Source organism: Azoarcus sp. CIB (assembly GCF_001190925.1).
Taxonomy (GTDB): domain Bacteria; phylum Pseudomonadota; class Gammaproteobacteria; order Burkholderiales; family Rhodocyclaceae; genus Aromatoleum.
In genome coordinates this window covers 2,952,212-2,976,106 of sequence record NZ_CP011072.1, presented here as the reverse complement: position 1 = coordinate 2,976,106, position 23,895 = coordinate 2,952,212, and the positions used below count along the sequence as shown (strand labels likewise).

19 protein-coding genes and 1 tRNA gene are annotated in these 23,895 nt (G+C 67.9%); 11 read left to right on the top strand and 9 right to left on the bottom strand.

The features are described 5' to 3' along the window. The first annotated feature begins 161 nt into the window (after positions 1–161). The 3 genes from AzCIB_RS13150 (at position 162) to AzCIB_RS13140 (ending at position 3,906) form a co-directional block, all read left to right on the top strand. On the top strand, positions 162–962 hold the full coding sequence (locus tag AzCIB_RS13150) for an alpha/beta hydrolase family protein (protein ID WP_050416308.1): 801 nt from the start codon (positions 162–164) through the stop codon (positions 960–962). A 116-nt stretch (positions 963–1,078) separates the two neighbouring features. Then, positions 1,079–2,452 (top strand): sensor histidine kinase, encoded by a 1,374-nt coding sequence (locus tag AzCIB_RS13145; protein ID WP_050416307.1) that lies wholly within the window; start codon positions 1,079–1,081, stop codon positions 2,450–2,452. A 38-nt stretch (positions 2,453–2,490) separates the two neighbouring features. Further along, positions 2,491–3,906, top strand: a complete 1,416-nt coding sequence (locus AzCIB_RS13140) for a sigma-54-dependent transcriptional regulator (protein WP_050416306.1) — start codon at positions 2,491–2,493, stop codon at positions 3,904–3,906. Between the two features lie 6 nt (positions 3,907–3,912). On the opposite strand, the gene mnmH is transcribed toward AzCIB_RS13140, so the two are convergent. Continuing rightward, entirely contained in the window at positions 3,913–4,962 is a 1,050-nt protein-coding gene (gene mnmH / locus AzCIB_RS13135) for a tRNA 2-selenouridine(34) synthase MnmH (RefSeq protein ID WP_050416305.1), read from the bottom strand. 56 nt (positions 4,963–5,018) lie between these two features. Between mnmH and selD the strand changes: the two genes are divergently transcribed. Next, positions 5,019–6,059, top strand: a complete 1,041-nt coding sequence (gene selD, locus AzCIB_RS13130; RefSeq protein ID WP_050416304.1) for a selenide, water dikinase SelD — start codon at positions 5,019–5,021, stop codon at positions 6,057–6,059. A 41-nt stretch (positions 6,060–6,100) separates the two neighbouring features. Here selD and AzCIB_RS13125 read toward each other — a convergent pair whose 3' ends face one another. Further along, the gene (locus tag AzCIB_RS13125) at positions 6,101–6,712 is read right to left on the bottom strand and encodes an arylesterase (RefSeq protein WP_050416303.1); all 612 of its coding nucleotides are present in this window, start codon (positions 6,710–6,712) and stop codon (positions 6,101–6,103) included. Here AzCIB_RS13125 and AzCIB_RS13120 point away from each other — a divergent pair. Continuing rightward, on the top strand, positions 6,696–7,415 hold the full coding sequence (locus tag AzCIB_RS13120) for an ABC transporter ATP-binding protein (protein WP_050416302.1): 720 nt from the start codon (positions 6,696–6,698) through the stop codon (positions 7,413–7,415). The two genes, AzCIB_RS13125 and AzCIB_RS13120, sit on opposite strands and share 17 nt — an antisense overlap. 10 nt (positions 7,416–7,425) lie before the next feature. Here the strand turns inward: AzCIB_RS13120 and hpnE are convergent, their stop codons facing one another. The 5 genes from hpnE to AzCIB_RS13095 all read right to left on the bottom strand — a co-directional run bounded on the left by hpnE (position 7,426) and on the right by AzCIB_RS13095 (position 12,806). Continuing rightward, positions 7,426–8,736, bottom strand: a complete 1,311-nt coding sequence (gene hpnE, locus AzCIB_RS13115) for a hydroxysqualene dehydroxylase HpnE (RefSeq protein WP_050416301.1) — start codon at positions 8,734–8,736, stop codon at positions 7,426–7,428. Between the two features lie 19 nt (positions 8,737–8,755). Next, on the bottom strand, positions 8,756–9,589 hold the full coding sequence (hpnD, locus tag AzCIB_RS13110) for a presqualene diphosphate synthase HpnD (RefSeq protein ID WP_050416300.1): 834 nt from the start codon (positions 9,587–9,589) through the stop codon (positions 8,756–8,758). After that, positions 9,586–10,419: a squalene synthase HpnC gene (gene hpnC, locus AzCIB_RS13105; protein ID WP_050416299.1), complete on the bottom strand. Its 834-nt coding sequence runs from the start codon at positions 10,417–10,419 to the stop codon at positions 9,586–9,588. Before hpnC ends, hpnD begins: the two co-directional genes overlap by 4 nt. 102 nt (positions 10,420–10,521) lie before the next feature. Then, positions 10,522–11,886, bottom strand: coding sequence for a sensor domain-containing diguanylate cyclase (locus AzCIB_RS13100; protein WP_050416298.1), 1,365 nt, complete (start codon positions 11,884–11,886; stop codon positions 10,522–10,524). Further along, positions 11,883–12,806: an ABC transporter substrate-binding protein gene (locus AzCIB_RS13095; RefSeq protein ID WP_050416297.1), complete on the bottom strand. Its 924-nt coding sequence runs from the start codon at positions 12,804–12,806 to the stop codon at positions 11,883–11,885. The genes AzCIB_RS13100 and AzCIB_RS13095 overlap by 4 nt, the downstream gene beginning before the upstream one ends. Positions 12,807–13,138: 332 nt before the next feature. Here AzCIB_RS13095 and AzCIB_RS13090 point away from each other — a divergent pair, with 332 nt between their 5' ends. The 5 genes from AzCIB_RS13090 to AzCIB_RS13070 all read left to right on the top strand — a co-directional run bounded on the left by AzCIB_RS13090 (position 13,139) and on the right by AzCIB_RS13070 (position 18,979). Next, positions 13,139–13,816, top strand: coding sequence for an ABC transporter ATP-binding protein (locus AzCIB_RS13090; protein ID WP_050416296.1), 678 nt, complete (start codon positions 13,139–13,141; stop codon positions 13,814–13,816). Further along, entirely contained in the window at positions 13,813–16,320 is a 2,508-nt protein-coding gene (locus AzCIB_RS13085) for an FtsX-like permease family protein (RefSeq protein ID WP_050416295.1), read from the top strand. The genes AzCIB_RS13090 and AzCIB_RS13085 overlap by 4 nt, the downstream gene beginning before the upstream one ends. Beyond that, a complete protein-coding gene (locus tag AzCIB_RS13080; protein WP_050416294.1) occupies positions 16,320–17,402 on the top strand; it encodes a lipocalin-like domain-containing protein in 1,083 nt (360 codons plus the stop codon). Before AzCIB_RS13085 ends, AzCIB_RS13080 begins: the two co-directional genes overlap by 1 nt. 60 nt (positions 17,403–17,462) lie before the next feature. Further along, positions 17,463–17,547: transfer RNA gene (locus AzCIB_RS13075), tRNA-Leu, on the top strand. Between the two features lie 148 nt (positions 17,548–17,695). Then, positions 17,696–18,979, top strand: a complete 1,284-nt coding sequence (locus AzCIB_RS13070) for a cation:proton antiporter (RefSeq protein ID WP_050418365.1) — start codon at positions 17,696–17,698, stop codon at positions 18,977–18,979. Here AzCIB_RS13070 and AzCIB_RS13065 read toward each other — a convergent pair whose 3' ends face one another. Further along, positions 18,980–19,960, bottom strand: a complete 981-nt coding sequence (locus tag AzCIB_RS13065; protein WP_050416293.1) for an MBL fold metallo-hydrolase — start codon at positions 19,958–19,960, stop codon at positions 18,980–18,982. 105 nt (positions 19,961–20,065) lie between these two features. After that, positions 20,066–21,730 carry an energy-dependent translational throttle protein EttA gene (gene ettA, locus AzCIB_RS13060; RefSeq protein WP_050416292.1) on the bottom strand — a complete coding sequence of 555 codons (1,665 nt, stop codon included), beginning with the start codon at positions 21,728–21,730 and terminating at the stop codon, positions 20,066–20,068. Between the two features lie 197 nt (positions 21,731–21,927). Between ettA and AzCIB_RS13055 the strand changes: the two genes are divergently transcribed. After that, positions 21,928–23,871, top strand: a complete 1,944-nt coding sequence (locus AzCIB_RS13055) for a CHASE domain-containing protein (protein ID WP_050416291.1) — start codon at positions 21,928–21,930, stop codon at positions 23,869–23,871. The last annotated feature ends 24 nt before the right edge of the window (positions 23,872–23,895 follow it).

Here is a 23,895-nt window from a genome sequence, read left to right as displayed (position 1 = left end):
GTGCGGGGGCCCGGGTCTCACCGGCAGCGCCTGTCGCCAGTGGGGGCGACAGGAAGCCCGCAATCGCGGGGGGTGATGCGAGCGCGGGACGGAAGGCTGCGCCGCTGCCGGGCCGGATCGAGCAGCGCGCTCTCGAATCCGACGCGAGTCTGCAGTACGTCATGTACGTGCCGTCACGCGGCGGCGCCGGTGCGCCGATACTCGTCACCGTGCACGGCATCTCGCGCAACGCATGGGAGCAGGTGAGCATGTTCGCCCCGTACGCGGAGCGCGCCGGCGTCGTGCTGGTGGCGCCGCTGTACGAGTACCAGCGTTTCCCCCGCTACCAGCGATTAACCGCGAACGAGCGGGGCGAGAGTCCGGTCGCGATCATGGAGGCGATCGTCGACGAAGTGGCGCGCAGGACCGGGGCCAACGGCGAGCGGCTGCGCCTCTTCGGTTTTTCGGGGGGCGGCCAGTTCGTGCATCGTTACGCGATGGCCCATCCGGACCGGGTGGCCGGCTACGTGGTCGGCTCGGCCGGCTGGTACACCTTCCCGGACGCGCAGCGACGCTATCCCTACGGTTTGCGCTACAGTCGGCGCCTGCAGATGGGCGGCTTCGACCTGGAGCGGTTCCTTGCGGTGCCGGGATGGGTGCTGGTGGGCGAACGCGATGTGCAGGAGGGCACGGCGATGCGCAAGACCGAGCGCGTGATGCTCGAGCAGGGCTTGTCGCGGATGGAGCGCGGACTCCGTTGGGTGGATGCGGTCAACGCGAGGGCCGCCGAACTGGGGCTGGTGGCGCCGGTACGCTTCGAGCAGCTGCCGCGCTCGCCGCATTCCTTCCGGCGCAGTATGCGTCGCGGCGAGCTCGGGCAACGGGTGTTCGGCCACCTGTTCGGGCTGGCGGAGAGCGTGGCGTGGGTTGCGGAGTCGCGAAGCAGGTCATCTTCGGGCCCTGAAGGGACGGCCGCGGAATGAGTGCCGATTTCCTCTCCATGCGTCTAACATGCGCATGTGTCGTTCCCGGTTCGGTGGGCGATGCATGGGGGCGCGAATTGTCCGCGGGCGTGAATGCGGACGGGGGGGATGGTGCGATGACCGGAACCAGACGCGAAAAACGTGCGACGCCGATGCAATTGCGGCCGTTCAACCTGAGTCGCTGGTTTGCGCTGATCGGGCTGCTGTCGATCGCGTCGATCTCGGCGCTTGCGGGCTACCTGATCTCGGATTTCGTGACCGAGCGGATGGTCCGGCAGGAAGGCCAGCTGACCATGGAAATGGTCGAAAATCTGGTCATGACCGAGCAGTCCGTGCGCAGCCTCCTCGTCGAGCGCGAACCGGTCAGCATGGACGAGCCGGGCGGGGCGTTTTCCCATCTCGCGCTGATGCCGGGGGTGCTGAGGGCCAATCTCTACGATACGTCGCGCCGAATCCTGTGGTCGAGCGAGTTGGAGCTGATCGGACAGCAGTTCGGCGCCAACGAGGAGCTCGACGAAGCCCTCGCTGGGCGGCTCGTCGCACACGGCAAGCGCCACGAGGTCAAGGAAAAGGCGGAGCACATGCATCTGGCACGTGCGGCCAACTTCTTCGTCGAGATCTACCTGCCGGTGCGGGACACGGACGGCAAGGTGCTGGGGGCGATCGAGCTCTACAAGAATCCCGTGGCGCTGTTCAACGCCCTGCAGCAGCTCAATCGCAACATCGCCGTCGGGGCCGCGCTGGCCGGGCTTTTCCTGTATGCCGCCCTGTTCGGCATGGTGCGGCGGGCGGACCTGCTGATTTCCGAGCAGCAGCGCCGCCTGGTCGATGCCGAGACGCTGGCCGTGGTGGGGGAAATGAGTTCTGCCGTCGCCCACGGCATCCGCAATCCGCTTGCGTCGATCCGCAGTTCCGCCGAGCTGATCCTGGTCACCGACGAGGAGACGGGGCGCGAGGCGGCAGGGGACATCATTTCCGAATCCGACCGGCTCGAAGCCTGGGTGCGCGAGCTGCTCTCGTACTCGCGGCCGCTGGACGAGAAGGCCGGTGCGGTGTCGCTCGCGCCTCTCGTGGCGCGCTGTGTCGACGAGTTCGGGCGCGAACTGGTCCGGCGGCACATCACCGCGTCGTTGCAGATGCCTCCCCAGGTGTGTGCGGTGCGTGGCGATGCGCTGCTGCTGGCGCAGGTCCTGCACAGCCTGGTGGCGAACGCCATCGAGGCGATCCAGGCCGACGGGCGCCTGGAGATCGGCTGCGAGAGCGCGCGCGGCGGACGCCAGGTGGTGCTCACGGTGCGCGACAGCGGTCCCGGCATGACCTCGGAGCAGTTGCAGCGGGTGGGCAAGCCGTTCTACACGACCAAGACGCAGGGCTTGGGTGTCGGCCTGGCGCTTGCACGGCGCATCATCGAGCGCTATGGCGGCACGATGGACATCGACAGCGCGCCGGGCTGCGGTACCGCGGTGCATCTGACGCTGACGTGTGCATGACCGATTCGATCAGGCAGGAGAGAGGCAGGAGAGGGACTATGGGGCGCGCGATCCTGGTGATCGAGGACGAGGCGGTCCTCGGTAAGAACATCCGCATCTATCTCGAGCGCAGCGGCTACGACGTGCGCGTCGCCGGCAGCGCGGAAGACGGGCTGGCGCTGCTCGACGTGTTCAAGCCCGACGCGGTGATCCTCGACTTCAACCTTCCGGGCCTCAACGGCCTGGAGGCGCTGACGCGCGTGCGCGCCTTCGATTCCGGCATCCCGGTCATCATGATCACCGGTCACGGCACGGTCGAACTCGCGGTCGAGGCGATGAAGTCCGGGGCGCGCGACTTCCTCACCAAGCCGGTTGCGCTTGGCAAGCTCAAACTGTTGATCGACAAGGCTTTCGACGAGAAACAGCGTGACAGTGCGCTGGATTATTACCATCGCCGCGAGGCCGACTCCACCGACCTGGCCAGCCTGTTCGGCGACTCGCCGCCCATGGTCGCGCTGAAGAACACGCTGCGCCAGCTGCTCGACGCGGAATCGCAGTTGCAGGACACCGATGCGCCGGCGGTGCTGGTGCTCGGCGAAACGGGGACGGGCAAGGAGCTGGTCGCGCGGGCGCTGCACTTCAACGGGCCGCGGCGCGACAAGCCTTTCGTCGAACTCAATTGCGCGTCGATTCCCGCGCAATTGCTCGAGTCCGAACTGTTCGGCTACGAACGCGGCGCATTTACGGATGCGCGCGAGCGCAAGCTGGGCCTCGTCGAGACGGCGGAGGGCGGAACCCTGTTCCTCGACGAGATCGGCGACATGGATCTGTCGTTGCAGGCCAAGCTGCTGAAACTGCTGGAAGAAAAGATCGTGCGGCGCATCGGCAGCCTGCGCGACCAGCATGTGAATGTGCGCATCGTCGCCGCCACGCATCGGCCGATGGAGGCCCTGGTGCGCGAAGGCAGTTTCCGCGCTGACCTCTACTTCCGCCTGTGCGTGTTCCAGCTGAGCCTGCCGCCGCTGCGCGAGCGGGGAGCGGACATCCTGTCGCTGGCACGTCATTTCATCGGGCTTCACGCCGCGCGCTACGGCAAGAACCCGCCCGCGCTGACGCGGGAGGCCGACGCACTGCTGCTCGCGCACTGCTGGCCGGGCAATGTGCGCGAGCTGCGCAACGTGCTCGAACAAGCCGTGCTGCTGGCCACCGGGCCGACGATCGATGCGCCGCAGCTGTCGCTGTCGACCGGGGTCACGGTGCCGCCCATGCCGCATGGCGTGCCGGAGCCTGCGCCCGCAGCGCCGGTCGCGCCTGCCGCGCCGCAGACGCTCGAGGACATGGAGCGCCGCGCCCTGCTCGACGCGTTGCGCCAGACCGGCTGGAACGTGTCGCGTGCGGCCCGCGTACTCGGCATCAGCCGCGATACGCTGCGCTACCGCATCGACAAGTTCGGGCTTACGGTGGCCAGCGTGTGAGGTCGCTTACGCCTGCGCCGCGAGGATCCGCTGCGCCAGCTCGCGGATGCCGGGCGGTGTGAGGTCATCACAGGCGAAGCTCGGGGCATCCGGGAAGCGCGCGAAATTGTGGTTCTGCGAGCGCCGGTAGAGCGGGTCGTAATGCAGGTCGATGAACTCCCCGTACAGCGTGGGCAGGTCGTGCTGCCCGGCGAGCGTCTTCCACCGGTCTATGATCTCGTTGCTCTGCAGGCCGCGCAGGAAATCGATACGGCTCTGCAGGTCGGGCACGTCGTCGCCGAGATAGTCGTAGTCGCGCACCAGGAATTCGATGCGCGCGTCGCGGGTCGCTTCGATCGCCACGCAGGGGCTCGCCCGCATGTGCGCGATCAGGCCCTCGGGCAGGTGGATGCGGCCGATCTTGCGGCTTTCGGCCTCGACGAAGACCGGGCGCGCGGGGTCGAAGCCGTGCAGCTTTTCGTATAGGCAGGTCTCGAAGGACTTTTGCGTCGGCTGTGGACGGTCGGGCAGGGCGCCCAGCACCGATCCCTTGTGCGCGGCGAGATCCTCGAGATCGAGCACCTGCGCGCCGAGTGCCGCGAGCTGTTCGAGCACGCGCGTCTTGCCGCTGCCGGTCGCCCCGCAGAGCACGCGCAGGTCGAAGCGTTGCGGCAGGGTCTCCAGTTCCGTGACGACCATGCGGCGCCAGGTCTTGTAGCCGCCTTCGAGCTGGCACGCGTCCCAGCCGATGAGCCGCAGCCAGGTCACGAAGGAGCCGCTGCGCTGGCCGCCGCGCCAGCAGTAGACGAGCGGGCGCCAGTCCTTGGGTTTGTCCTGGAAGCGCTCGCGCAGGTGGCGGGCGATGTTTTCGGCGACCATCGCGGCACCGATACGGCGCGCCTCGAAAGCCGACTGCTGCTTGTAGATCGTGCCGACGATGGCGCGCTGTTCGTTGTCCAGCACCGGGCAGCTGATCGCGCCGGGGATGTGGTCTTCCGCGAATTCCGCGGGGCTGCGGGCGTCGATGAACTCGTCAAAGGTGTCCAGCTGTGCTACGGTCGCGATGCCTTTTTTCATGCCTTGTCGCGGCGCGCCGGTGTTTGCCGGGCGGCCGTCTTTCCCCTTCGGAATCCATGGATCAGATCAAACTCACGCAATTCTCCCACGGCGGTGGATGCGGCTGCAAAATAGCGCCCGCCGTGCTGTCGAAACTCCTCGCGCATGCGCCGGCCGGCATCGTCCCGCCCGAGCTCCTCGTCGGCACCGAAACCGCCGACGACGCGGCGGTGTACCAGCTGAACGAGCGGCAGGCCATCGTCGCGACGACGGATTTCTTCACCCCCATCGTCGACGACCCCTACGATTTCGGCCGCATCGCCGCGACCAATGCGCTGTCCGACGTGTACGCGATGGGTGGGCGCCCGATCTTGGCGCTGGCCCTCGTCGGCATGCCGCTCGACAAGCTGCCGCCCGAGGTCATCGGCCGCATCCTCGAGGGCGGCGCCGCGGTGTGCCGCGACGCGGGCATCCCGATCGCCGGCGGCCATTCCATCGACGTGCTGGAGCCGATCTACGGCCTCGTCGGGCTGGGCGTCGTCGATCCGGCGCAGGTCAAGAAGAACGCCGGCGCGCAGGCGGGCGACGTGCTGATCCTGACCAAGCCGCTCGGAATCGGCATCCTCTCCGCGGGGCTCAAGAAGGGCCTGCTGACGGATGCGGACTACGCCGAGATGCTGCGCTGGACGACGCTGCTCAATCGCGTCGGCGCACGCCTCGCCGGCATGGGCAGCGTGCATGCGGTGACCGACGTCACCGGCTTCGGGCTGGCCGGGCACCTGCTGGAGATCTGCCGCGGCTCGAAGCTTGGCGCGACCGTGAATTTCGATGCGCTGCCGAAAATCGCCGCCGCCGAGAAGCTCGTGCGCGACGGCATCGCCACCGGGGCCTCGACGCGCAACTGGGCGAGCTACGGCGACGATGTGGCGATGCCGGCCGATGCGCCGGAGTGGCAGCGCAAGCTCATCACCGACCCGCAGACGAGCGGCGGCCTGCTGATCGCCTGCGCCGAGTCCGGCGTCGATGCGGTGCTGGCGGCGATCCGCGCGGAGCAGGGCAGCGAGGGCCACGTCATCGGGCGCATGGTCGCGGGCGAAGCGGTGCTGCGCGTCGAGTGAGATCGATGCGGGCCGGGTGCGGACCGGCCCGGCAGGCCGATTCAGCCCTTGAGCAGCGTCCTCAGTCCCTTCCACACCGTTTCGACGATCAAGGGCTGGGCCTCGGCCGTCGGATGGATGCCGTCGGGCTGGAACAATTCCGGCTTGTCGGCGAAACCGTCGAGCAGGAAGGGAACGAGGGGCACCTTTTCGGCTCGTGCCACCTCGGCGAAGGTCTGGTGGAAGCGCCGCGTGTAGGCGGGGCCGTAGTTGGGCGGCAGCTGCATGCCTACTAGCAGCACCTTCGCGCCCTTGCCGCGCGCCGCCTGGATCATCGCGCTCAGGTTTTCGCCCATCAGCGCGGGTTGCAGGCCGCGCAGGCCATCGTTGGCGCCGAGTTCCAGGATGAGGAGGTCGGGCTTGTGGCGGTCGAGGGCCGCGCTCAGACGCGTGCGTCCTCCGGCCGTGGTTTCCCCGCTCACGGAAGCATTGATCACGGCATGGCGGAACCCTTCGCGTGCAAGTCGCGTCTGCAACAAGGTGGGCCAGTCTTCCTTCGGCCGCAGGCCATAGCCGGCGGACAAGCTGTCGCCCCACACGAGTATCGTTGCCGCCTGGGCGGCACCCGACAACAGGATTGCGAACAAGAAGGTCACGATGGATCGCAGCGGCATTGAGTTCTCCGTTCCGGTGATGCAAGTCTCGGGGCTGTCGAAGAGCGTCGAGCAGGCCGACGGCCAAGGCACGCTCAAGATTCTGCAGGAAGTCACGTTCAACGTCGCGGCCGGCGAGTCGGTCGCGATCGTCGGCGCCTCCGGCTCGGGCAAATCGACCCTGCTCGGATTGCTCGCCGGGTTGGATGTTCCGAGCAGCGGCGGCGTGCATATTCTCGGCCGGGATCTGTTCGCGCTCGGCGAGGACGACCGTGCAGCCCTGCGCGGCGAGTCGATCGGCTTCGTGTTCCAGGCCTTCCAGCTGCTGCCGGCACTCACCGCGCTCGAGAACGTCATGCTCCCGCTGGAACTCGCCGGCGCCCGCGATGCAGCGGCCACGGCAAGGCAGTGGCTCGAGCGCGTGGGCCTCGGCAGCCGCCTGCGACATTACCCCAAGCATCTTTCCGGCGGCGAACAGCAGCGCGTCGCGCTGGCGCGCGCCTTCGCGCCCGATCCGCGCCTGCTCCTCGCCGACGAGCCCACCGGCAACCTCGACGCGGTGACCGGCGAGGCGGTGATCGAGCTGATGTTCGCGCTGAACCGGGAGTCCGGCACTACGCTGATCCTCGTCACGCACGACGAGTCGCTCGCAGCGCGCTGCGACCGCGTGCTGCACATGCAGGCGGGACGCCTCGTCGAGCCCGCGGCGCTGCGGCCCGCCTGAGGCGACGGGTTCAGGCCGCCGTGCTGGCGATGCGGCGCAGCACGCGCGAGGCCGCATTGATTCCCGAGCGCACCGCCGATTCCAGCGTCGCCGGGTAATCCGAATCGAGGTAGTCGCCCGCGAGCCACAGCCCCGGCACGGGCGTCTGCGCGCCGGGGCGCGAGACACCGGGACGGCAGGCGAAGGTCGCACGCTTTTCGGTAATCACCTGCGACCACTCGAGGGGCGGCAGGCGCAGGCCGAGTTCCTGCTCGAGCTGCGCATGCACGGCCAGCAGCAGGTCTTCGCGGGACAGCGCATCGTGCGGACCATGCGCGCTGATGACGCAGGCGACAAGGCCCTGCGGCCCGCCGAGCTGACCGCGGTCGAAGGCCCACTGCGCCGGCCCGCGCGCGAGACCGATCATCGGATAGGGCAGACGCACCGTCGGCCCGAGCGCGAGGTAGACGGTCGTGATCGGCTCGCTTGGCAGCGCGGCGATCATCGCCGACAGCCGTTCGCAGTGGCCGACGGAATTCAGCAGGGCCGTGGCGTGGTGCGGCGCCGTCGCGAGCACCACCTGCGCATAGACCTGCCGCGACGCGGGGTCGCCGTCCAGCCGGAATCCGCCCTGCACCTGATGGATCGCTTCGACCGGCGTTCCGGTGCGCAGCTTGCCGCGCCGCACGGCGAGGTAGCGCGCTGCCGGTACGGGGAAGAGTTCGGACAGGTCGATGCGCGGGATCAACAGTTCGCTCGCCGCCGCGCCGGCGCCCAGACTGTCGCGCAGCACGTTTGCGAACACCTGCGCCGAGGCCTCGGCGAGCGGCGTGTTCAGCGCGGCCACGCACAGCGGCTCCCACACTAGCTGCACGAGGCGTTGCGGCTGACGCAGCTCATGCAGCAGCCCCGCCACGCTTTGCCCGGCGTCGACGCGGAAGCGCCGTTTCTTCAGCACCCGCATCAGGCGCAGCATCGCGAGCCGGTCGCCCCAGCCCAGGCCCTTGGCACTCAGCAGGCCCAACGCCAGGTGCAGCGGGGCGGGCAGGCGGGCGGCCTGTAGGTGCAGCTGCCCCGGCGTGTGCAGCGTGAGCGGCAGGTGGGCGAGCTCCTTGGGCGAGCCGCCGGTCACGCGCAGCAGGCGCAGCAGTTCGCCGTAGGCACCGAGCAGGATGTGCTGGCCGTTATCGACGCGCCAGCCGTCCTTCACGACCACGCGCGCACGTCCGCCGAGCGTGTGCGAGCGCTCGAACACGGTCACCTGCACGCCGCGCCGGGCGAGTTCGACCGCGCACGCCAGGCCGGCGTAGCCGGCGCCGATGACCGCGACCGGATGGTTCATCGCCGGGCCCGCTGCGTCGTCATGCGCGCACCCAGGTCTTGCCGGCGATCCACAGCTTGCGCACCGGCGTCAGCGAGGTGCGGCGGTCGAGCACGAGGAAGCCGTCGCTGGCGATCTCGCGCAGCAGCGTGCGGTAGATCGCCGCCATCACGAGGCCGGGGCGCTGGCTCTTGCGGTCGGCAGCGGGAAGCTGGGCGAGCGCCTGGTCGTAGAACTTCTCGGCGCGCTCGGCCTGGAAGGCCATCAGCGCGCGGAAGTTGTCGTCGTGGCGCCCTTCCATGATCTGGCTCGCCGGGACCTTGAAACGCTGCAGATCCTCGATCGGCAGGTAGATGCGGCCGCGGCGCGCGTCCTCGCCGACATCGCGGATGATGTTGGTGAGCTGGAAAGCCATGCCGAGGTCGTGCGCGTACTTCAGCGTCTGGCGCTCGCGGTAGCCGAAGATCTCTGCGGCGAGGAGGCCGACCACGCTGGCGACACGGTAGCAGTAGAGCTGCAGGCCCTTGAAGTCGAGGTAGCGGGTCTGCGTGAGGTCCATCTCCATGCCGTCGATGATCTCGAGCAGCTGCTCGCGCGGCAGGTTGAAGCGCGCGCTGACGTCCTTCAGCGCGAATCCGACCGGATGGCTGGGGGAGCCCGCATACGCCTGCGAAACTTCCTTGCGCCACCAGTCGAGCTTGGTCTGCGCGACCTGCACGTCGTGGCAGTCGTCGACGACGTCATCCACCTCGCGGCAGAACGCATACAGGGCCGTGATGGCCTGGCGGCGCTCCGGCGGCAGGAACATGAAGCTGTAGTAGAAGCTGGAGCCGCTCTTGGCAGCCTTGTCGTGACAGTAATCGTGCGGATTCATCGGATTCTCGGGTAATACACGGCGCGCCAGGCGAGGCGCGGCCAGTCGCTGCGGGTGAGGGTGGGGCGGTGGCGGAACACGTCGTGACCCACCTTCTCGATGCGTTCGAGGATGCGCAGGCCGCCCAGCACCATCAGGCGCAGCTCCCAGCCGATGCGTCCCGGCAGTTGCCTTGCGAGTGGCGCCCCTTCGAGCATCATCGCGCGCGCACGTTGCACTTCGAAGTCCATCAGGGCGCGCCACGCATCGTCGCAGCGCCCGCTGTCGATGTGGGCTTCGTCAACGCCGAAGCGCGCCATGTCGGCCTGTGGCAGGTAGATGCGCTGCTTGCGCCAGTCGATCGCGATGTCCTGCCAGAAGTTGATGAGCTGCAGGCTCGTGCAGATCAGGTCGGAGCGGCGCAGGTTGTCCGGCGTCGCTGCGTCATAGAGGTGCAGCAGCAGCCGCCCGACGGGGTTCGCCGAGCGGCGGCAGTAGTCGAGCAGTTCGGCGAAATCGGCGTAGCGTGTCTTGCCGACATCCTGGCTGAAGGCGTCGAGCAGGTCGCGGAAATACCGCAGTGGCAATCTGTGGGCGCGGACGTTCGCCGCGAGGCGGGTGAAGATCGGCGCGAGCGAGGCATCGCGCGGCGGCTGGCCGGCGCCGATCGCATTCAATTCGATGCGGTAGTCGTTCAGCCGCGCGAGGCGTGCAACGGGGGCCATGTCGCCCTCGTCGGCGATGTCGTCGGCGGTGCGTGCGAACGCGTAGATCGCCTCCACGGGCTCGCGCAGGCGGGCCGGAAGCAGGAGCGACGCGACAGGAAAGTTTTCGTAGTGGTCGACGGGCATGATCGGGGCGCCGCGAGTATACGCGAAGCCGCGTGCGCCGCCGCATGGCACGCCGGGGTAATCGCAGGAACTAAGTGCGGGGCGTCGTCGCCCCCGGTGGAGTCAGACCGTCTGCGCGTTGTCAGGCCCTTCAAGCGCGGGTGAGTCCTGGCGTTCCGATTCCAGCGGATACCGCACGACGCGATTGCGGCCGTTGCGCTTGGCGTCGTAGCACGCCGCGTCGGCCGCGATGAGGATCTCCGACGGATCGATGCAGCTACCGTCGATATGGGCCATCCCGATGCTGGCGCCGATCGAGAAATTGTGCCCCTGCCACTCGAAGTTGAACGAGGAGATGCTGTCGCGCAATTCGTCGGCGATGTGGAGCGCATCGGACGGGCTGCAGCCGCGCAGGATCAGCGCGAACTCGTCGCCGCCGATGCGGCAGATGATGTCCTGTTCGCGCACGCGCTGCTGGATCAGGAGCGCGATGCGCATCAGCAGGTCGTCGCCGGCAGCATGGCCGCACGTGTCGTTCACGATCTTGAAGCGGTCGAGGTCGATGAAGCACAGCGCCCCGTGATCACCCGCCCGGCGGGATGCCACGACGCATTCGTCGAGCTTCTGTTCGAACACACGGCGGTTCGGCAGACCGGTCAGTGGATCGTGCTGCGCCTGGTATGCGAGGAGCGCCGTGGCATCGTCGATGCGCGACTGCAGTGTGCGATGGTTCTCGGAGATCGCCCGCGCCATCGTGTTGAAGCCGTGTTCCAGCGCGGACAGTTCGTGGCTGGTAGCGTGCTCGGGAATCTCCACGTCGAGCGTTCCGGCCGCCATCTGCCCGACCCCCTTGACCAGGCGCGCCACCGGACGCGACACCGAACGTGCCAGCCTGACGGCGATCAAGGCGGTGAGCAGCAGGCCGGCGGCGAGGATCCCGAACGAGGTCCAGATGATCAGCGACTTCTCCCGCGAGGACGGACGGGTGTCGAGATCGACATGAACCCAGCCGATCGTAGGCATTCCCTGTTGGGCGGCGCCCACCTGCCAGCCGTCGACAAGTTCGTCGTCGATGTCGATGCCGCCCGACTTGATCGGTGCGATCACCGCAAGCATGTCCGGGGCTGCGTGCGGAATCGCCCCGTCCTGGACCTTGCGCAGCACCTCGGGTTCGAGCACGCTGATGCGCCCCCGGCTGACGAGCAACGCGCCGCGGTCGTCATATACCGCGGCGGCGCTTACTTCAGGCTGCGCCGTCGCCGCCTGCAGCAAGGACTGCAGGGTGGCGCGATTGCCGGAGATGACACCGTATTCTGCTGCGGGTGCGAGGAAGCTGACGATCGCATTGCCGTGGTCGTGCAGCCTCCGGTCCAGCGTCTGCGCGCCACGATACAGCACCAGTGCAGTCACCAGCGTGGCGAGCAGCGCCGCTGGCAGCAGGGCGACCAGCAGCAGGCGGTTGTGCAGGGAAAGGCGGCTCGGTTTCAATGCGGCCTCCTCTTCTCGATCGCCTCGACGAGGGTCGATTCGTCCGGAACGGGGTACAGCAGCGAACGGGCGACGTGGCGATTGACCCCGACACTGAAATACCGGGGTGCCTCCGCCACCGGAAGGTCGATGTGCCCCGCGCCTTGCTGCGAGACGAGCCATTCGCCCACCTGATGCGCGGCATCCTCCGGAGCGGTGTAGACGGATGCGATCGCTCCGGCCGTCACGTAGGCCTGCGAATAACCGAACAGCGGCTTGCGGTAGCGGTAGGTGGTGAGCAGGATCGGGCGCGCGGTGCTGGGGCTGTAGGCGAGCGGGTCGGGCACCGCGAGTATTGCGTCCGAAGCTTCGAGCAGGCGTTCGAGCGCAGGCAGCAGGCCGTCGATATCCTCGATGATCTCGAAGCTCATCGTCAGCCCCTGGCGGGCGCCGGCTTCGGCAAGTGCGCTGCGCATCGGCGCGGATTGCGGTCCGAGCAGTACGCCCACGCGCGCCGTCTTCGGGTTTGTCGCGCGGATCAGGCGGATGTGCCGTGCGAAGGGTTGGTCGAGCACGAAACCGCCGAGCTTCGCGCGCGGATGGCGTTGCTGCAGCGCCCGCAAGTTGGGCGACGAAATCAGCGCCACCAGAATGGGGGTCGTGCTTCGATCGGCGACTGCGTCGGCCGCTTCCGCGCCCACTGCGATCACGATGTCGGCACGCTTCAGGGCCGCCTCGTTGATCGATTCGCCGGTGCTGCCGGCATCGTTGAGACGGACAGAAGCCGAGGACGACACTTCGCGGCTCAGTGCGGCCGCGAAAGCGGCCTGGGCGTCGCTCCGCTTCGACAGGACGATCGCCGCCTCGAGCGCGAAGGCCGACGGAGCCAGCAGCGCCAGCACCGACAGGGCAAGGACCAGTCGCATCAAGCGGTTCAGCATGACATCCGTGGCGTGCGACAAGCGTCGCGGGGAAACAGGGCGGCGTATGCTTGCAAGAGGATTCGCTTCGGGTCGGCGTGCTCGTCCCCGTTGCGGAGGCTGCGCGCAGGAGTCTTCCGGTCCGGGGTGGTCTTCATCCGCGTCATGCGCACCGGATACACTATGCTCATCAAATCGCGCAGCTTTCCATTTAAGTCGGGTCGAGTCAATCCCGGATGTGCCCATCATAAGCTGCATGGATTTGTATCGCGGCCGTGCGGCATGGTTCCAGCCGCGGATGTCGTGCGGTCGATGCCTGCGGGATTGACGGATCGGGTAGAGGAGTGGCCGGAATGTTCGAGATCGACGACTTGAAGAAGGGATTCGGGACGGCCGGAGCGCGCGTGCTCTTCGAGGGACTGTCGCTGCGCGTGCAGCGTGGCGAGTGCGTCGCGATCATGGGCGAGTCCGGGGTCGGCAAGTCGACGCTGCTCAACTGCATGGCGGGCCTGGAGCCGGTCGATGGCGGCAGCATCCGTCTCGACGGAACCGAACTCGTCGGACTCGACGACGACGCACTGGCCGGATTGCGCCGGCGCAGCTTCGGATTCGTGTTCCAGGCCTTCCACATCCTCCCGCACCTCGACGTGGCGCAGAACGTCGCCCTGCCGCTGTGGCTGCTCGACGCCGATGACGTCGAGGCGGATAGCCGCGCCCTGGAGATGCTGGAGCGGGTCGGACTCCTCGATCGTGCCGACGGCTGGCCGCGCGAGCTTTCCGGCGGCGAACTGCAGCGCGTCGCGATTGCCCGCGCGCTCGTGCATCGGCCATCGCTGGTGCTAGCCGACGAGCCGACCGGCAACCTCGATCCCGGCCGCGCGGCGGGCGTGCTCGACCTCCTCCTCGAGTGCATTCGCGACGCCGAGGCGATAGGCATCCTCGTGACGCACTCGCGTGCCGCAGCCTTGCGCGCCGACCGCATCCTGCGCCTGACCGCCGGCGGCCTGCTACCGGAGGCCGAGGGCGCGTGAGCCGGGTTCTCGGCCGGATCTTCGTCGCCAGCCTCGCACGCCGTCGTCTCGCAACGGCGCTGTCGCTGCTCGCGATCGCACTCGGCGTCGCCCTCGGCCTGGCGGTGCAGATCATCCACGGCGCAGCACTCGACGAATTCGGCCGCGGCATGCGGCTTCTTGCCGGCGAGGCCGACCTGCAGGTGGTGGGATCGCGCGATGGCTTCGACGATGCGCTGTACGGCCGGCTCGCGCTGCGCGACGAGGTGGCCGATGCCAGCCCCGTCGTGGAGCTCGAAGCCCGCCTGCCGGGGCACGACCGTTCTCTGCGGATACTCGGCATCGACGCCCTGCGGGTCGCACATGTCCATCCGGCCCTGATGCCGGTGCCTGCCGAGGATCGGCGCGACGACGGCGCCGTGGCCGCGCTGCAGCCCGACGCGCTGTTCCTGAGCCCGGCGGCTCGGGCCGAAATCGGTGTCGCACCCGGCGACCGGCTGAACGTCCTTGCCGGCACGCGAGTCGTGTCGCTGCGCGTCGCCGGATCGGTACCGGGTGCGGGTCAGGGGCGGGCGCTGGCGGTCATGGATATTGCCGCCGTCCAGCAACTCTTCGGTCGATCGGGGCGCATCACGCGCATCGATCTGAGCGTGAAGCCGGGCGTCGACGTCGCGGCCGCACGCAGCGCACTCGCTGCCGGCCTGCCCGCGGGCGTCGACGTGCTCACCCCGCGTGCGGCAGAGGAACTGGCGGCCGGCCTCTCGCGTGCCTACCGCGTGAATCTCACGATGCTGGCCGCGATTGCCCTCGTCACCGGCGGGTTCCTCGTCTTTTCCACCCAGTTCCTCGCCGTTGCGCGCCGTCGGCAGGAATTCGCCTTCCTGCGCGCGCTGGGGCTGGAGCGCGGGGCGCTGATGCGTGGACTGCTCGTCGAAGGCGCCGTGGTCGGGCTCGCTGGCGGGCTGCTCGGGATCGCCCTCGGGCACGGCTTTGCCGCCGTCGCCTTCGATGTCGCCGGTGGCGATCTCGGCGCGGGCTACTTCAGCGGCGTGACCCCCGCGCTGCGCTTCGACCTGCCCGCGAGCGGCGCCTATCTCCTGCTGGGCGTTTTCGCCGGGCTCGCGGGGGCATGGCTGCCGGCGCGTGAGGCCCGGCACATGCTGCCGGCCCGCGCGCTCAAGTCCGGCGACGAGGCCAGCATGTTCCGCTTCCATCCGCGCCCGCGTAGCGCCGCAGCCTGCCTGGCGGGCGCCGCGGTGCTGTGCCTGCTGCCGCCGCTCGGCGGTGTCCCCGTATTCGGCTACCTCGCCGTCGCCCTCATCCTGGTCGGCGCCGTGCTGGTGTTGCCGATGCTCGTGCGGGGCGTTACAAGCGTCGCGTCCCGTCCGCGCGGGGCCTTGTGGAGGCTGGCGAACGCCCGGCTCGCGGCTGCGCCCGGGCAGGGCGTCGTCGCCGGCGCCGGGGTCGTCGCGAGCGTCGCGCTCGCCGTCGCGATGGCGATCATGGTCGCGTCCTTCCGCGACTCGGTCGATCGCTGGCTCACTGCCGTGCTGCCCGCCGATCTCTACGTCAGCGCCTCCCCGCAGGGGGCCAGCGGCTCCCTCGATCCTGGCGCGCTTGAGCGAATCGCAGCCCTTCCGGGCGTGTCGCGAACCATGCCGGTGCGCTTCGACACCCTGCGCCTCGACGACCGGCACCTCCCGGTGACCCTGATCGCGCGTCCGCTGGACGGCGGACGGCTGCTCCCGCTGGTCGGCCTGTCGGTGCCTCCCGCCGCGGGGGAGAGGCCTGCGTGGGTATCGGAGGCGATGGCCGACCTCTTCGCGCTCGGGGCCGGCGACCGCCTCGTCCTGCCGCTGGGCGGAAATCCGGTGGCCTTCCGCGTCGCCGGCGTGTGGCGCGACTACGCGCGACAGCAGGGCGCGGTCGCGATCGAGCTGGCGGACTACCGCGCGGCGACCGGCGACCTCGTCGCGAACGACGTCGGCGTCTTTCTCGCCGCGGGCGCTCCTTTCGACACGGTCGCCGCGGCGGTCCGCGACATCCTCGGCGAGAACGCGGTGACGATCGCGAGCCCCGGAGAGATTCGCGCCCGGAGTCTGGCGATCTTCGACCGCACCTTCCTGGTCACCTACGCGATGGAAGCGGTCGCCGTGCTCATCGGTCTGTTCGGCGTCAGCACCAGCTTTGCGGTGTTGGCGATCGCGCGGCGCAAGGAATTCGGCATGCTGCGCCATCTGGGGATGACGCGCCGCGAGGTCGGCCGGCTGATCACGCTCGAGGGCGTGCTCACGGCGGCGGCAGGCACCGCGCTCGGCCTGGTCGCGGGAATGGCGGTCGCGTTCGTCCTGATCGAAGTCGTCAATCGCCAGAGTTTCCACTGGAGTATGGATCTGCACGTTCCGTTCGGCGGGCTGCTGACTTTCGCCGGCATCGTGATCGCGCTCGCGGGGCTCGCGGCGCGCGTGTCCGGCTATCGGGCGATGCGCGGTTCGGCCGTGCTGGCGGTGCGGGAGGACTGGTGATGGGCTGCGGGTGGATCTGGCGTGTCCTTGCGTTCGCCGTGTGCGGCGCGCTTGCTGCGCCAGCGGCGAAGGCTGGTCCCGAGTATCCGCCCGTGCTGCCCGGGACGGTGCTGCGCTTTCCCACGGATGGCGGCGCCCATCCGGACTTCCGTACCGAATGGTGGTACGTCACCGGGTGGATCACCGACGAACGGGGCGTCGACCGTGGCTTCCAGGTCACCTTCTTCCGCGTCCGCACGGGGATCGGGGAAGACAACCCGAGCCGTTTCGCACCGCGCCAGCTCGTGCTCGCCCATGCGGCGATCGCCGATCCCGCCGCCGGGCGCCTCCTTCACGCCGAACGCAGCGAACGCGCGCTCGATCCGCTTGCCGGCGCCGATATCGGCGCGACGCGGGTATGGATCCGCGACTGGCAGCTCGCATGGACGCAGGATCACTATCGCAGCCGCGTCGATGCCGGATCCTTCGCCTTCGATCTGCGTTTCGACCCGTCTGGCCCGCCCGTCCTCAACGGCGACCACGGCTTCAGCCAGAAGGCCGCCGACCCGAAGCACGCGAGCCATTACTACAGCCGCCCGCAGCTCGCGGTCAGCGGTTCGCTGCGTGTGGATGGAGCGACCGTCCCGGTGACGGGCCGGGCCTGGCTGGACCACGAGTGGTCCAGCGAACTGCTGCCCGAGGGCGCGCGCGGCTGGGACTGGATCGGCATCAACCTCCACGACGGCGGCTCGCTGATGGCCTTCCGCATGCGCGACGAGCGCGGCGCGGCCCTGTGGTCTGCCGGCACGCTTCGCGCCGCGGGAGGCGAAACCCGCGTCCTGCGCCCCGGGCAGGTCGCCTTCACGCCCCAGCGGCGCTGGCGCTCGCCCCGCACGGGCGCCGAGTACGCCGTCGAGTGGCTCATCGACATCGACGGCCGTCGGCTGGAGCTGCGCCCGCTGATGGACGACCAGGAGCTCGACAGCCGCCGCTCGACCGGTGCCGTGTATTGGGAGGGTGCCGTGCGGCTGTTCGAATCGGGCCGCGAAATCGGTCGCGGCTACCTCGAGATGACCGGCTACGCCGAACGCCTGCGGATGTGAGGCCGTGTATAATGCGCGCGCCGCTGCAATGGCGGCAGCCCGCTTTGCGGGCACGGCGGGGCCCAAGTGGCGGAATTGGTAGACGCACCAGATTTAGGTTCTGGCGCCGCGAGGCGTGGGGGTTCGAGTCCCTTCTTGGGCACCATATGGCGCAGGCGGTCCGTGCGAAGCCGGGCTTCGGCCGCGCCAGCCTGTCATCGACAGGTATCGTCCCGCCTGCTTCGGGGCGGGAGGCGTTCGATATCGAGGGAAGGGATCGCCAGCGGCGCCTTCCCGCATTCACGGATTACGCAATGACTAACGCGCAGTGGTTCCTGCTGGTGGGCGGCCTTTTGCTCGCGATGGGCCTGACTTCGTCGGTCCTCAAGCGATTGCCGGTCACGAGCGCGATCATCTACCTGGCGGTCGGCATGCTGGTCGGGCCGACGGTGCTGAACCTCTTCCACTTCAATCCGCTCAAGGAGTCCGCGCTTCTCGAGATCCTCACCGAGGCGGCCGCGCTGATCTCGCTGTATGCGGCGGGCGTCAAGATGCCCGTTCCGGTCAGCCTGGCGCGGTGGCGCACGCCCATTCTCCTCGCGTTCGTGTCGATGGCGGTCACGGTCCTGCTGGTGACCGCGTTTTCCCACTACGCGCTGGGGCTGCCGCTGGGGGCCGCGATCCTGCTCGGGGCGATCGTTGCGCCGACCGATCCGGTGCTTGCGACCGACGTCCAGATCCGCCATCCGGGCGACCGCGACCGCTTGCGCTTCACGCTGACCTGCGAGGCCGGCATGAACGATGGCAGCGCGTTTCCCTTCGTCATGCTCGGGCTCGGACTGCTGGGTCTGCACGAGTTGGGCGAGCTGGGCACGCGTTGGCTGCTGGTGGACGTCGTGTGGGCAACGCTCGCCGGCATCGTGCTGGGTGCGGTTTCCGGTGCCGGGCTCGCCCACATGGCGCATCGCCTGCGCAGCAATCGGCCCGGGCACGGGCTGCTTGACGACTTCCTCGGGCTGGGCCTGATCGCCCTGGTGTATGGCGTCAGCCTGCTGATCAGCGCATGGGGTTTCCTGGCGGTGTTCTTTGCCGCGGTCGCGCTGCGTCAGACCGAGCGCAAGCTGGCGGGAGCGGGCCCGGATGTGCCCGATCGGCTGCTGGCGAGCGACGGTGGAGACGGGGGCGAGGGTGTCCCGGCGGCGACGGTGAGCGAGGGTTCGCTGGTGTTCAAGGAGCACCTCGAACGCATTTCGGAGGTGGTGCTCATCCTGTTGATCGGCGGCACCCTGTTCGTCGACTCATGGAGCTGGCGCGCGGTGTCGCTGGCGCTATTCCTGTTCCTCGTCGCACGTCCGCTCAGCGTGTTTGTCGGGCTCGCAGGCACGCGCACGCCCGGGAACGCCAAGGCGCTTGCCGGCTGGTTCGGCGTGCGCGGGATCGGATCGCTGTACTACCTGATGTACGCGATCCAGCACGGCCTGCCGGAAAAGCTGGCGCTCGAGCTGATCCACATGACACTGATCGTCGTCACCCTTTCGATCCTGTGTCACGGGATCAGCGTCAAGCCGCTGATGGAGCGTTTCTGGCCGGAACGCTGATCACTGCGCCGGCTTGGGGAGCGGCGAAAACTCGAGCGGCACCCAGGCGTACACGCCCTTGCCGTCCGCGCGAACATGGCCGATGCCGGGGAAGGGCAGATGCATGCCGGCGACCAGGGTCTTGCTCGCGGCCAGCGAGTACATGAGGCTGCGGCGGGTTGCGATCGCCTGGTTCTGATCGAAGTCGAACTCGATCGAGACGCCCGGCAGCGCGAACTGGACCGCATGCGAGTGCACGATGTCGCCCCAGATCAGCAGCTTCTGGCCGGACGACTCGACGGAGATCGCGCTGTGCCCCGGCGTGTGGCCGTAGGCCTTGACCGCGCGAACGCCGGCCGCAATCTCGGTGCCGTCCGCGAAGGTGCGCCACTTGCCGCGTGCCTGGTAGGGGGCGGCGATATCGCGTGCCATCCTGAAGAAATCCTGCATCTCGGGCTTGGCCGCGGCGGAGGCCTGCTGCGAAAGCCAGAAGTCGTTGTCGAGCACCGACACGTACACGTTCGCGTTCGGGAAGGCCGGCGGAGCCGCCGGATCGCCGAGCCCGCCGATGTGGTCGGGGTGCATGTGGGTCAGGATGACGGTGTCGACCTGCGCGGGGTCGTAGCCGGCGGCCTTGAGATTGTCGACGACGAAGCCGAGGGTGGGGCCGAAGAGCTTGGCCGCACCGGCGTCAACCAGGATCAGGTTGCCGCCGGTGTTGATCAGGTAGGCATTCACCGCGGTCTGCATCTTCGGGTTGCCGACGAAATTGCGCGCCAGCATCCGGTTGAGGTCTTCCGGTTCGGCGTTCTTGAGCAGCTTGGTATCGAGTTCGATTGCGCCGTCATACAGTGCGGTGACCTCGAACTGTCCGACCATGGTCCGGTAGTAGCCCGGAACCTGGGTCTTCACCATGGGGGCTTGCGCCTGTGCCGGGGCCGCCGGCACAAGGGCGAACAGCGCAGCACTCACGGCGAGGATTCGCTGGAGGCTCTTGTACATGGACTTCTCCTGTCGGTTGGGGCGATGAGCGCGTCATCGAGGATAGCGTAAAACGCGCTCATCGCAAGGCGGGCGGCGGCACGCGCCAGCCGCCGGTCATTCCAGTCAGCGGGTGATCGGCTTGTAGCGGATGCGCTTCGGCTTCGCGCCTTCCTCGCCCAGCCGCTTCCTCTTGTCTTCCTCGTATTCCTGGTAGTTGCCCGCGAAGAAAGTCCACTGGGAGTCGCCTTCCGCCGCGAGGATGTGCGTGCAGATGCGGTCGAGGAACCACCGGTCGTGGCTGATGATCAGCGCGCAGCCGGCGAACTCGAGCAGCGCGTCTTCCAGCGCACGCAGCGTCTCGACGTCGAGGTCGTTCGACGGTTCGTCGAGCAGCAGCACGTTGCCCCCGGAAATCAGCGTCTTGGCCAGATGAAGGCGGCCGCGCTCGCCCCCGGACAGGTTGCCGACGAGCTTCTGCTGATCGCCGCCCTTGAAGTTGAAGCGGCCGATGTAGGCGCGACTGGGCATCTCGAAGCGGCCCACGGTCAGTACGTCGGCGCCGTCCGAGATGGCCTCGAACACCGTCTTGTCGTTCGCCAGTCCCTCGCGCGACTGGTCGACCGCCGCGAGCTTCACCGTCGAGCCGATCGTGATGTCGCCCGTATCGGGCTGGTCGCGGCCCTCGATCATCTTGAACAGCGTCGACTTGCCGGCGCCGTTGGGGCCGATCACACCGACGATCGCGCCAGGCGGAATGCTGAAGTTGACCTTGTCCATCAGCAGCTTGTCGCCGAAGGCCTTGGTCACCCCGTTGAATTCGATGACCTTGTCGCCAAGACGCTCGCCAGGCGGGATGAAGATTTCCTGGGTCTCGTTGCGCTTCTGGTACTCGACGGTGGCCATCTCCTCGTAGCGTGCAAGGCGGGCCTTGGACTTCGCCTGGCGGGCCTTCGGGTTCGAGCGCGCCCATTCAAGCTCGGTCTTCATCGCCCTCATGTGGGCGTCGATCTGCTTCTGCTCCTGCTCGAGGCGTCCTTCCTTCTGTTCCAGCCAAGAGGAATAGTTGCCTTTCCACGGGATGCCGTGGCCGCGGTCGAGTTCGAGAATCCACTCGGCCGCGTTGTCGAGGAAGTAGCGGTCGTGCGTGACCGCGACGACCGTGCCGGGGAAGCGCGTCAGGAACTGCTCCAGCCACTCCACCGATTCGGCGTCGAGGTGGTTCGTCGGTTCGTCCAGCAGCAGCATGTCGGGCTTGGACAGGAGCAGCTTGCACAGCGCCACGCGGCGCTTCTCGCCACCGGAGAGATTGCCGACGAGGGCGTCCCACGCCGGCAGGCGCAGCGCATCGGCGGCGATCTCCATCTGGTTCTCGATATCGGAGCCGGCTGCGGCGAGGATGTTCTCGTATTTCGCCTGTTCCTCGGCGAGCTTGTCGAAATCCGCATCGGGTTCGGCGTAGGCCGCGTAGATCTGTTCGAGTCTCACGCGCGCCTCGACGATCTCGCCCAGGCCGGACTCGACCTCTTCCTTGACGGTCTTGGCGGCGTCGAGCTGCGGTTCCTGCTGCAAATAGCCGATGCGGATGCCCGCAAGGTGCTGCACTTCGCCCTCGTATTCCTTGTCGGCGCCGGCCATGATGCGCAGCACCGTGGACTTGCCCGATCCGTTCAGGCCGAGCAGGCCGATCTTTGCGCCGGGGAAGAACGACAGGGAAATATCCTTGATGATCTGCCGCTTGGGCGGCACGACTTTGCTCACTCTGAGCATCGACATTACGTATTGGGCCATTGGGTCGCTTTTTTGTTTCGGTCGAACCGATATGATGAAGTGCGCAAAGGATACCTCAAGCCCGCCGGTGCTTGCGCTGTCGCGGAAGTGAGAAGGAATCCCGCGTCGCCGGCCGATGTGGTCTCTATCATTTTGTTACATGATGGCCACATGGGGTGCGTTGCTGTTGCGTGCCTCAGCCCCCGACGGATCGCGAAATGCACGATGCCCAGGATCAGGGTGCCAGTACCGCACCGACGCGCAGTTGGTCGCCCGTAGGGGTGGCATTCATCGCAGTTGCACTCTCCTGTGCGATCGCTGCGGCTTTCGTCGTCTGGCGCCACCTCGGCGAACGTCACGAAGAGCAGGTGTACGCGCATGTGGCGAGCCATTCCGCCGAAGTGGTCCTGAAGGTCAGCGAGCGGTTCCTCTCCTATCGCATGCTGTTGCGTGGCGGGCAGGCGTTTCTGCGCTCAAGCGACGACCTCGATCTTGCCGTGTGGCGGACCTACCTGCAGCGGCTGTCTTTCCAGGAAGACTTTCCGGGTGTGCAGGGAATCGGATTTGCCCAATGGATATTGCCGGGCCAACTCGAGGCACACACGCGGGCCATGCGCGAATTCGCCAGCAGCGACTACAGGGTGTGGCCCGAGGGGCAGAGGGAGTTCCTGAGCAGTATCGTCGTGCTGGAACCGGCCGACTGGCGCAACGCACGCGCGATCGGCTACGACATGTATTCCGAACCGGTCAGGCGCGAGGCGATGGATCGGGCCGTGCGGTCCGGCGAAGCGGCCCTGAGCGGAAAGACCATTCTCGTCCAGGAAACGGAAACGGATGTGCAGGCGGGCGTTCTGCTCTACATGCCGTTGTTCGGCGACGGGATGCCGGTCGCAACGGAGGCCGAACGCTGGGCCGCGCTCAGGGGGTGGGTTTACCTGCCGTTCCGGATGGCCAGCCTGATGCGCCAGATGCTGGACCAGCATTCCGGGCAGATCCGCATGCAGGTGTACGACCGTATCCACACACCGGAAGCCCTGCTTTACGACAGTCATCCCGGAATGCCGGAATCCGGGTCGGGGCGGGGCAGTACCGAGCGCGCGACGCTCGGCGGGGTCGAGTGGATCATCCGCCTCGAGGCCCTGCCGTCGTTCGATGCCGAACATGACATCCGCCAAGCGGAATTCGTGTCGGTCGTGCTGGTCGGCGTCCTGCTCGTCGTAACGGCCCTGTTCTTCGTGATTACCCGCGAGCGGGCGGCGCGACTGGCGCGGACCACGGCATCATTGCGACGGAGCGAGGCGAAGTACAGCGCGCTCGTGAATCTTGCCCACGACGGCATAGCGGCGACCGATGCGGATTTCAGGCTGACCTTCGTCAATCCCGGATTCGTTGCGCTCGTCGGGCGGGAGGAATCGCGATTGCTTGGACAATCGCTGGACGAGTTATGGGCCGATGGCGGAGGCGAACGTCGCGAAGTCATACTGGCCCGCCTTGGTGAAGGGGAAAGCAAGCGCTACGAGGTGCGATTGACGCGCGGCGACGGCCGGCAGCTCACCGTCCTCGCCTCGCTGGCGCCGCTCAACGACGGCTGGGGCCAGATGAAGGGCGTCATCGCGCTCCTGTCGGACATCACCGAGCGCAAGGAGGCCGAGCGGCGCATTGCGCACATGGCCACGCACGACATCCTGACCGGTGCCGTGAATCGGCTCATGTTCGGCGAACTATTGGGATACGCGCTCGTCCAGGCACGGCGCTCGGGGCACCGGTTTGCACTGCTGTTCATCGACCTCGACCACTTCAAGCAGGTCAACGACGAACTGGGGCACCATGTCGGCGACTTGCTGCTGTGCGAGGCGGTTCGGCGCATGCAGGGCTCGATCAGGTCGTCGGATGCGCTGGGACGGCGGGGTGGGGACGAATTCGTCGTGCTGCTGCCCGAAATCGGCGCCGACAAGGACGCCGAGATCGTTGCGGAGAAGATCCGCAGTGCGCTCGAAAAGCCGTTCGTGCTGGAGGGGCGCGAAGTGCGCATCTCGTCGAGTATCGGCATTGCTCTCTATCCCGAGGACGGCAACGACGATCACGAGCTGATGTGTCGTGCCGACGAGGCCATGTACCGGGCGAAACTCGGCGGGCGCAATCGCGCATGCCGCGTGCGTTAGCGCTGGGGTACGACCGGACGCGCG

Coding starts and splice junctions, on each gene's coding strand:
- AzCIB_RS13055 (WP_050416291.1), top strand. CDS start 21,928: ATGCACGATGCCCAGGATCAGGGTGCCAGTACCGCACCGACGCGCAGT.
- AzCIB_RS13065 (WP_050416293.1), bottom strand. CDS start 19,960: ATGTACAAGAGCCTCCAGCGAATCCTCGCCGTGAGTGCTGCGCTGTTC.
- hpnE (WP_050416301.1), bottom strand. CDS start 8,736: ATGAACCATCCGGTCGCGGTCATCGGCGCCGGCTACGCCGGCCTGGCG.
- AzCIB_RS13120 (WP_050416302.1), top strand. CDS start 6,696: ATGGATCGCAGCGGCATTGAGTTCTCCGTTCCGGTGATGCAAGTCTCG.
- selD (WP_050416304.1), top strand. CDS start 5,019: ATGGATCAGATCAAACTCACGCAATTCTCCCACGGCGGTGGATGCGGC.
- AzCIB_RS13095 (WP_050416297.1), bottom strand. CDS start 12,806: ATGCTGAACCGCTTGATGCGACTGGTCCTTGCCCTGTCGGTGCTGGCG.
- ettA (WP_050416292.1), bottom strand. CDS start 21,730: ATGGCCCAATACGTAATGTCGATGCTCAGAGTGAGCAAAGTCGTGCCG.
- AzCIB_RS13140 (WP_050416306.1), top strand. CDS start 2,491: ATGGGGCGCGCGATCCTGGTGATCGAGGACGAGGCGGTCCTCGGTAAG.
- AzCIB_RS13090 (WP_050416296.1), top strand. CDS start 13,139: ATGTTCGAGATCGACGACTTGAAGAAGGGATTCGGGACGGCCGGAGCG.
- mnmH (WP_050416305.1), bottom strand. CDS start 4,962: ATGAAAAAAGGCATCGCGACCGTAGCACAGCTGGACACCTTTGACGAG.
- AzCIB_RS13070 (WP_050418365.1), top strand. CDS start 17,696: ATGACTAACGCGCAGTGGTTCCTGCTGGTGGGCGGCCTTTTGCTCGCG.
- AzCIB_RS13145 (WP_050416307.1), top strand. CDS start 1,079: ATGACCGGAACCAGACGCGAAAAACGTGCGACGCCGATGCAATTGCGG.
- AzCIB_RS13125 (WP_050416303.1), bottom strand. CDS start 6,712: ATGCCGCTGCGATCCATCGTGACCTTCTTGTTCGCAATCCTGTTGTCG.
- AzCIB_RS13150 (WP_050416308.1), top strand. CDS start 162: ATGTACGTGCCGTCACGCGGCGGCGCCGGTGCGCCGATACTCGTCACC.
- hpnC (WP_050416299.1), bottom strand. CDS start 10,419: ATGCCCGTCGACCACTACGAAAACTTTCCTGTCGCGTCGCTCCTGCTT.
- hpnD (WP_050416300.1), bottom strand. CDS start 9,589: ATGAATCCGCACGATTACTGTCACGACAAGGCTGCCAAGAGCGGCTCC.
- AzCIB_RS13080 (WP_050416294.1), top strand. CDS start 16,320: ATGGGCTGCGGGTGGATCTGGCGTGTCCTTGCGTTCGCCGTGTGCGGC.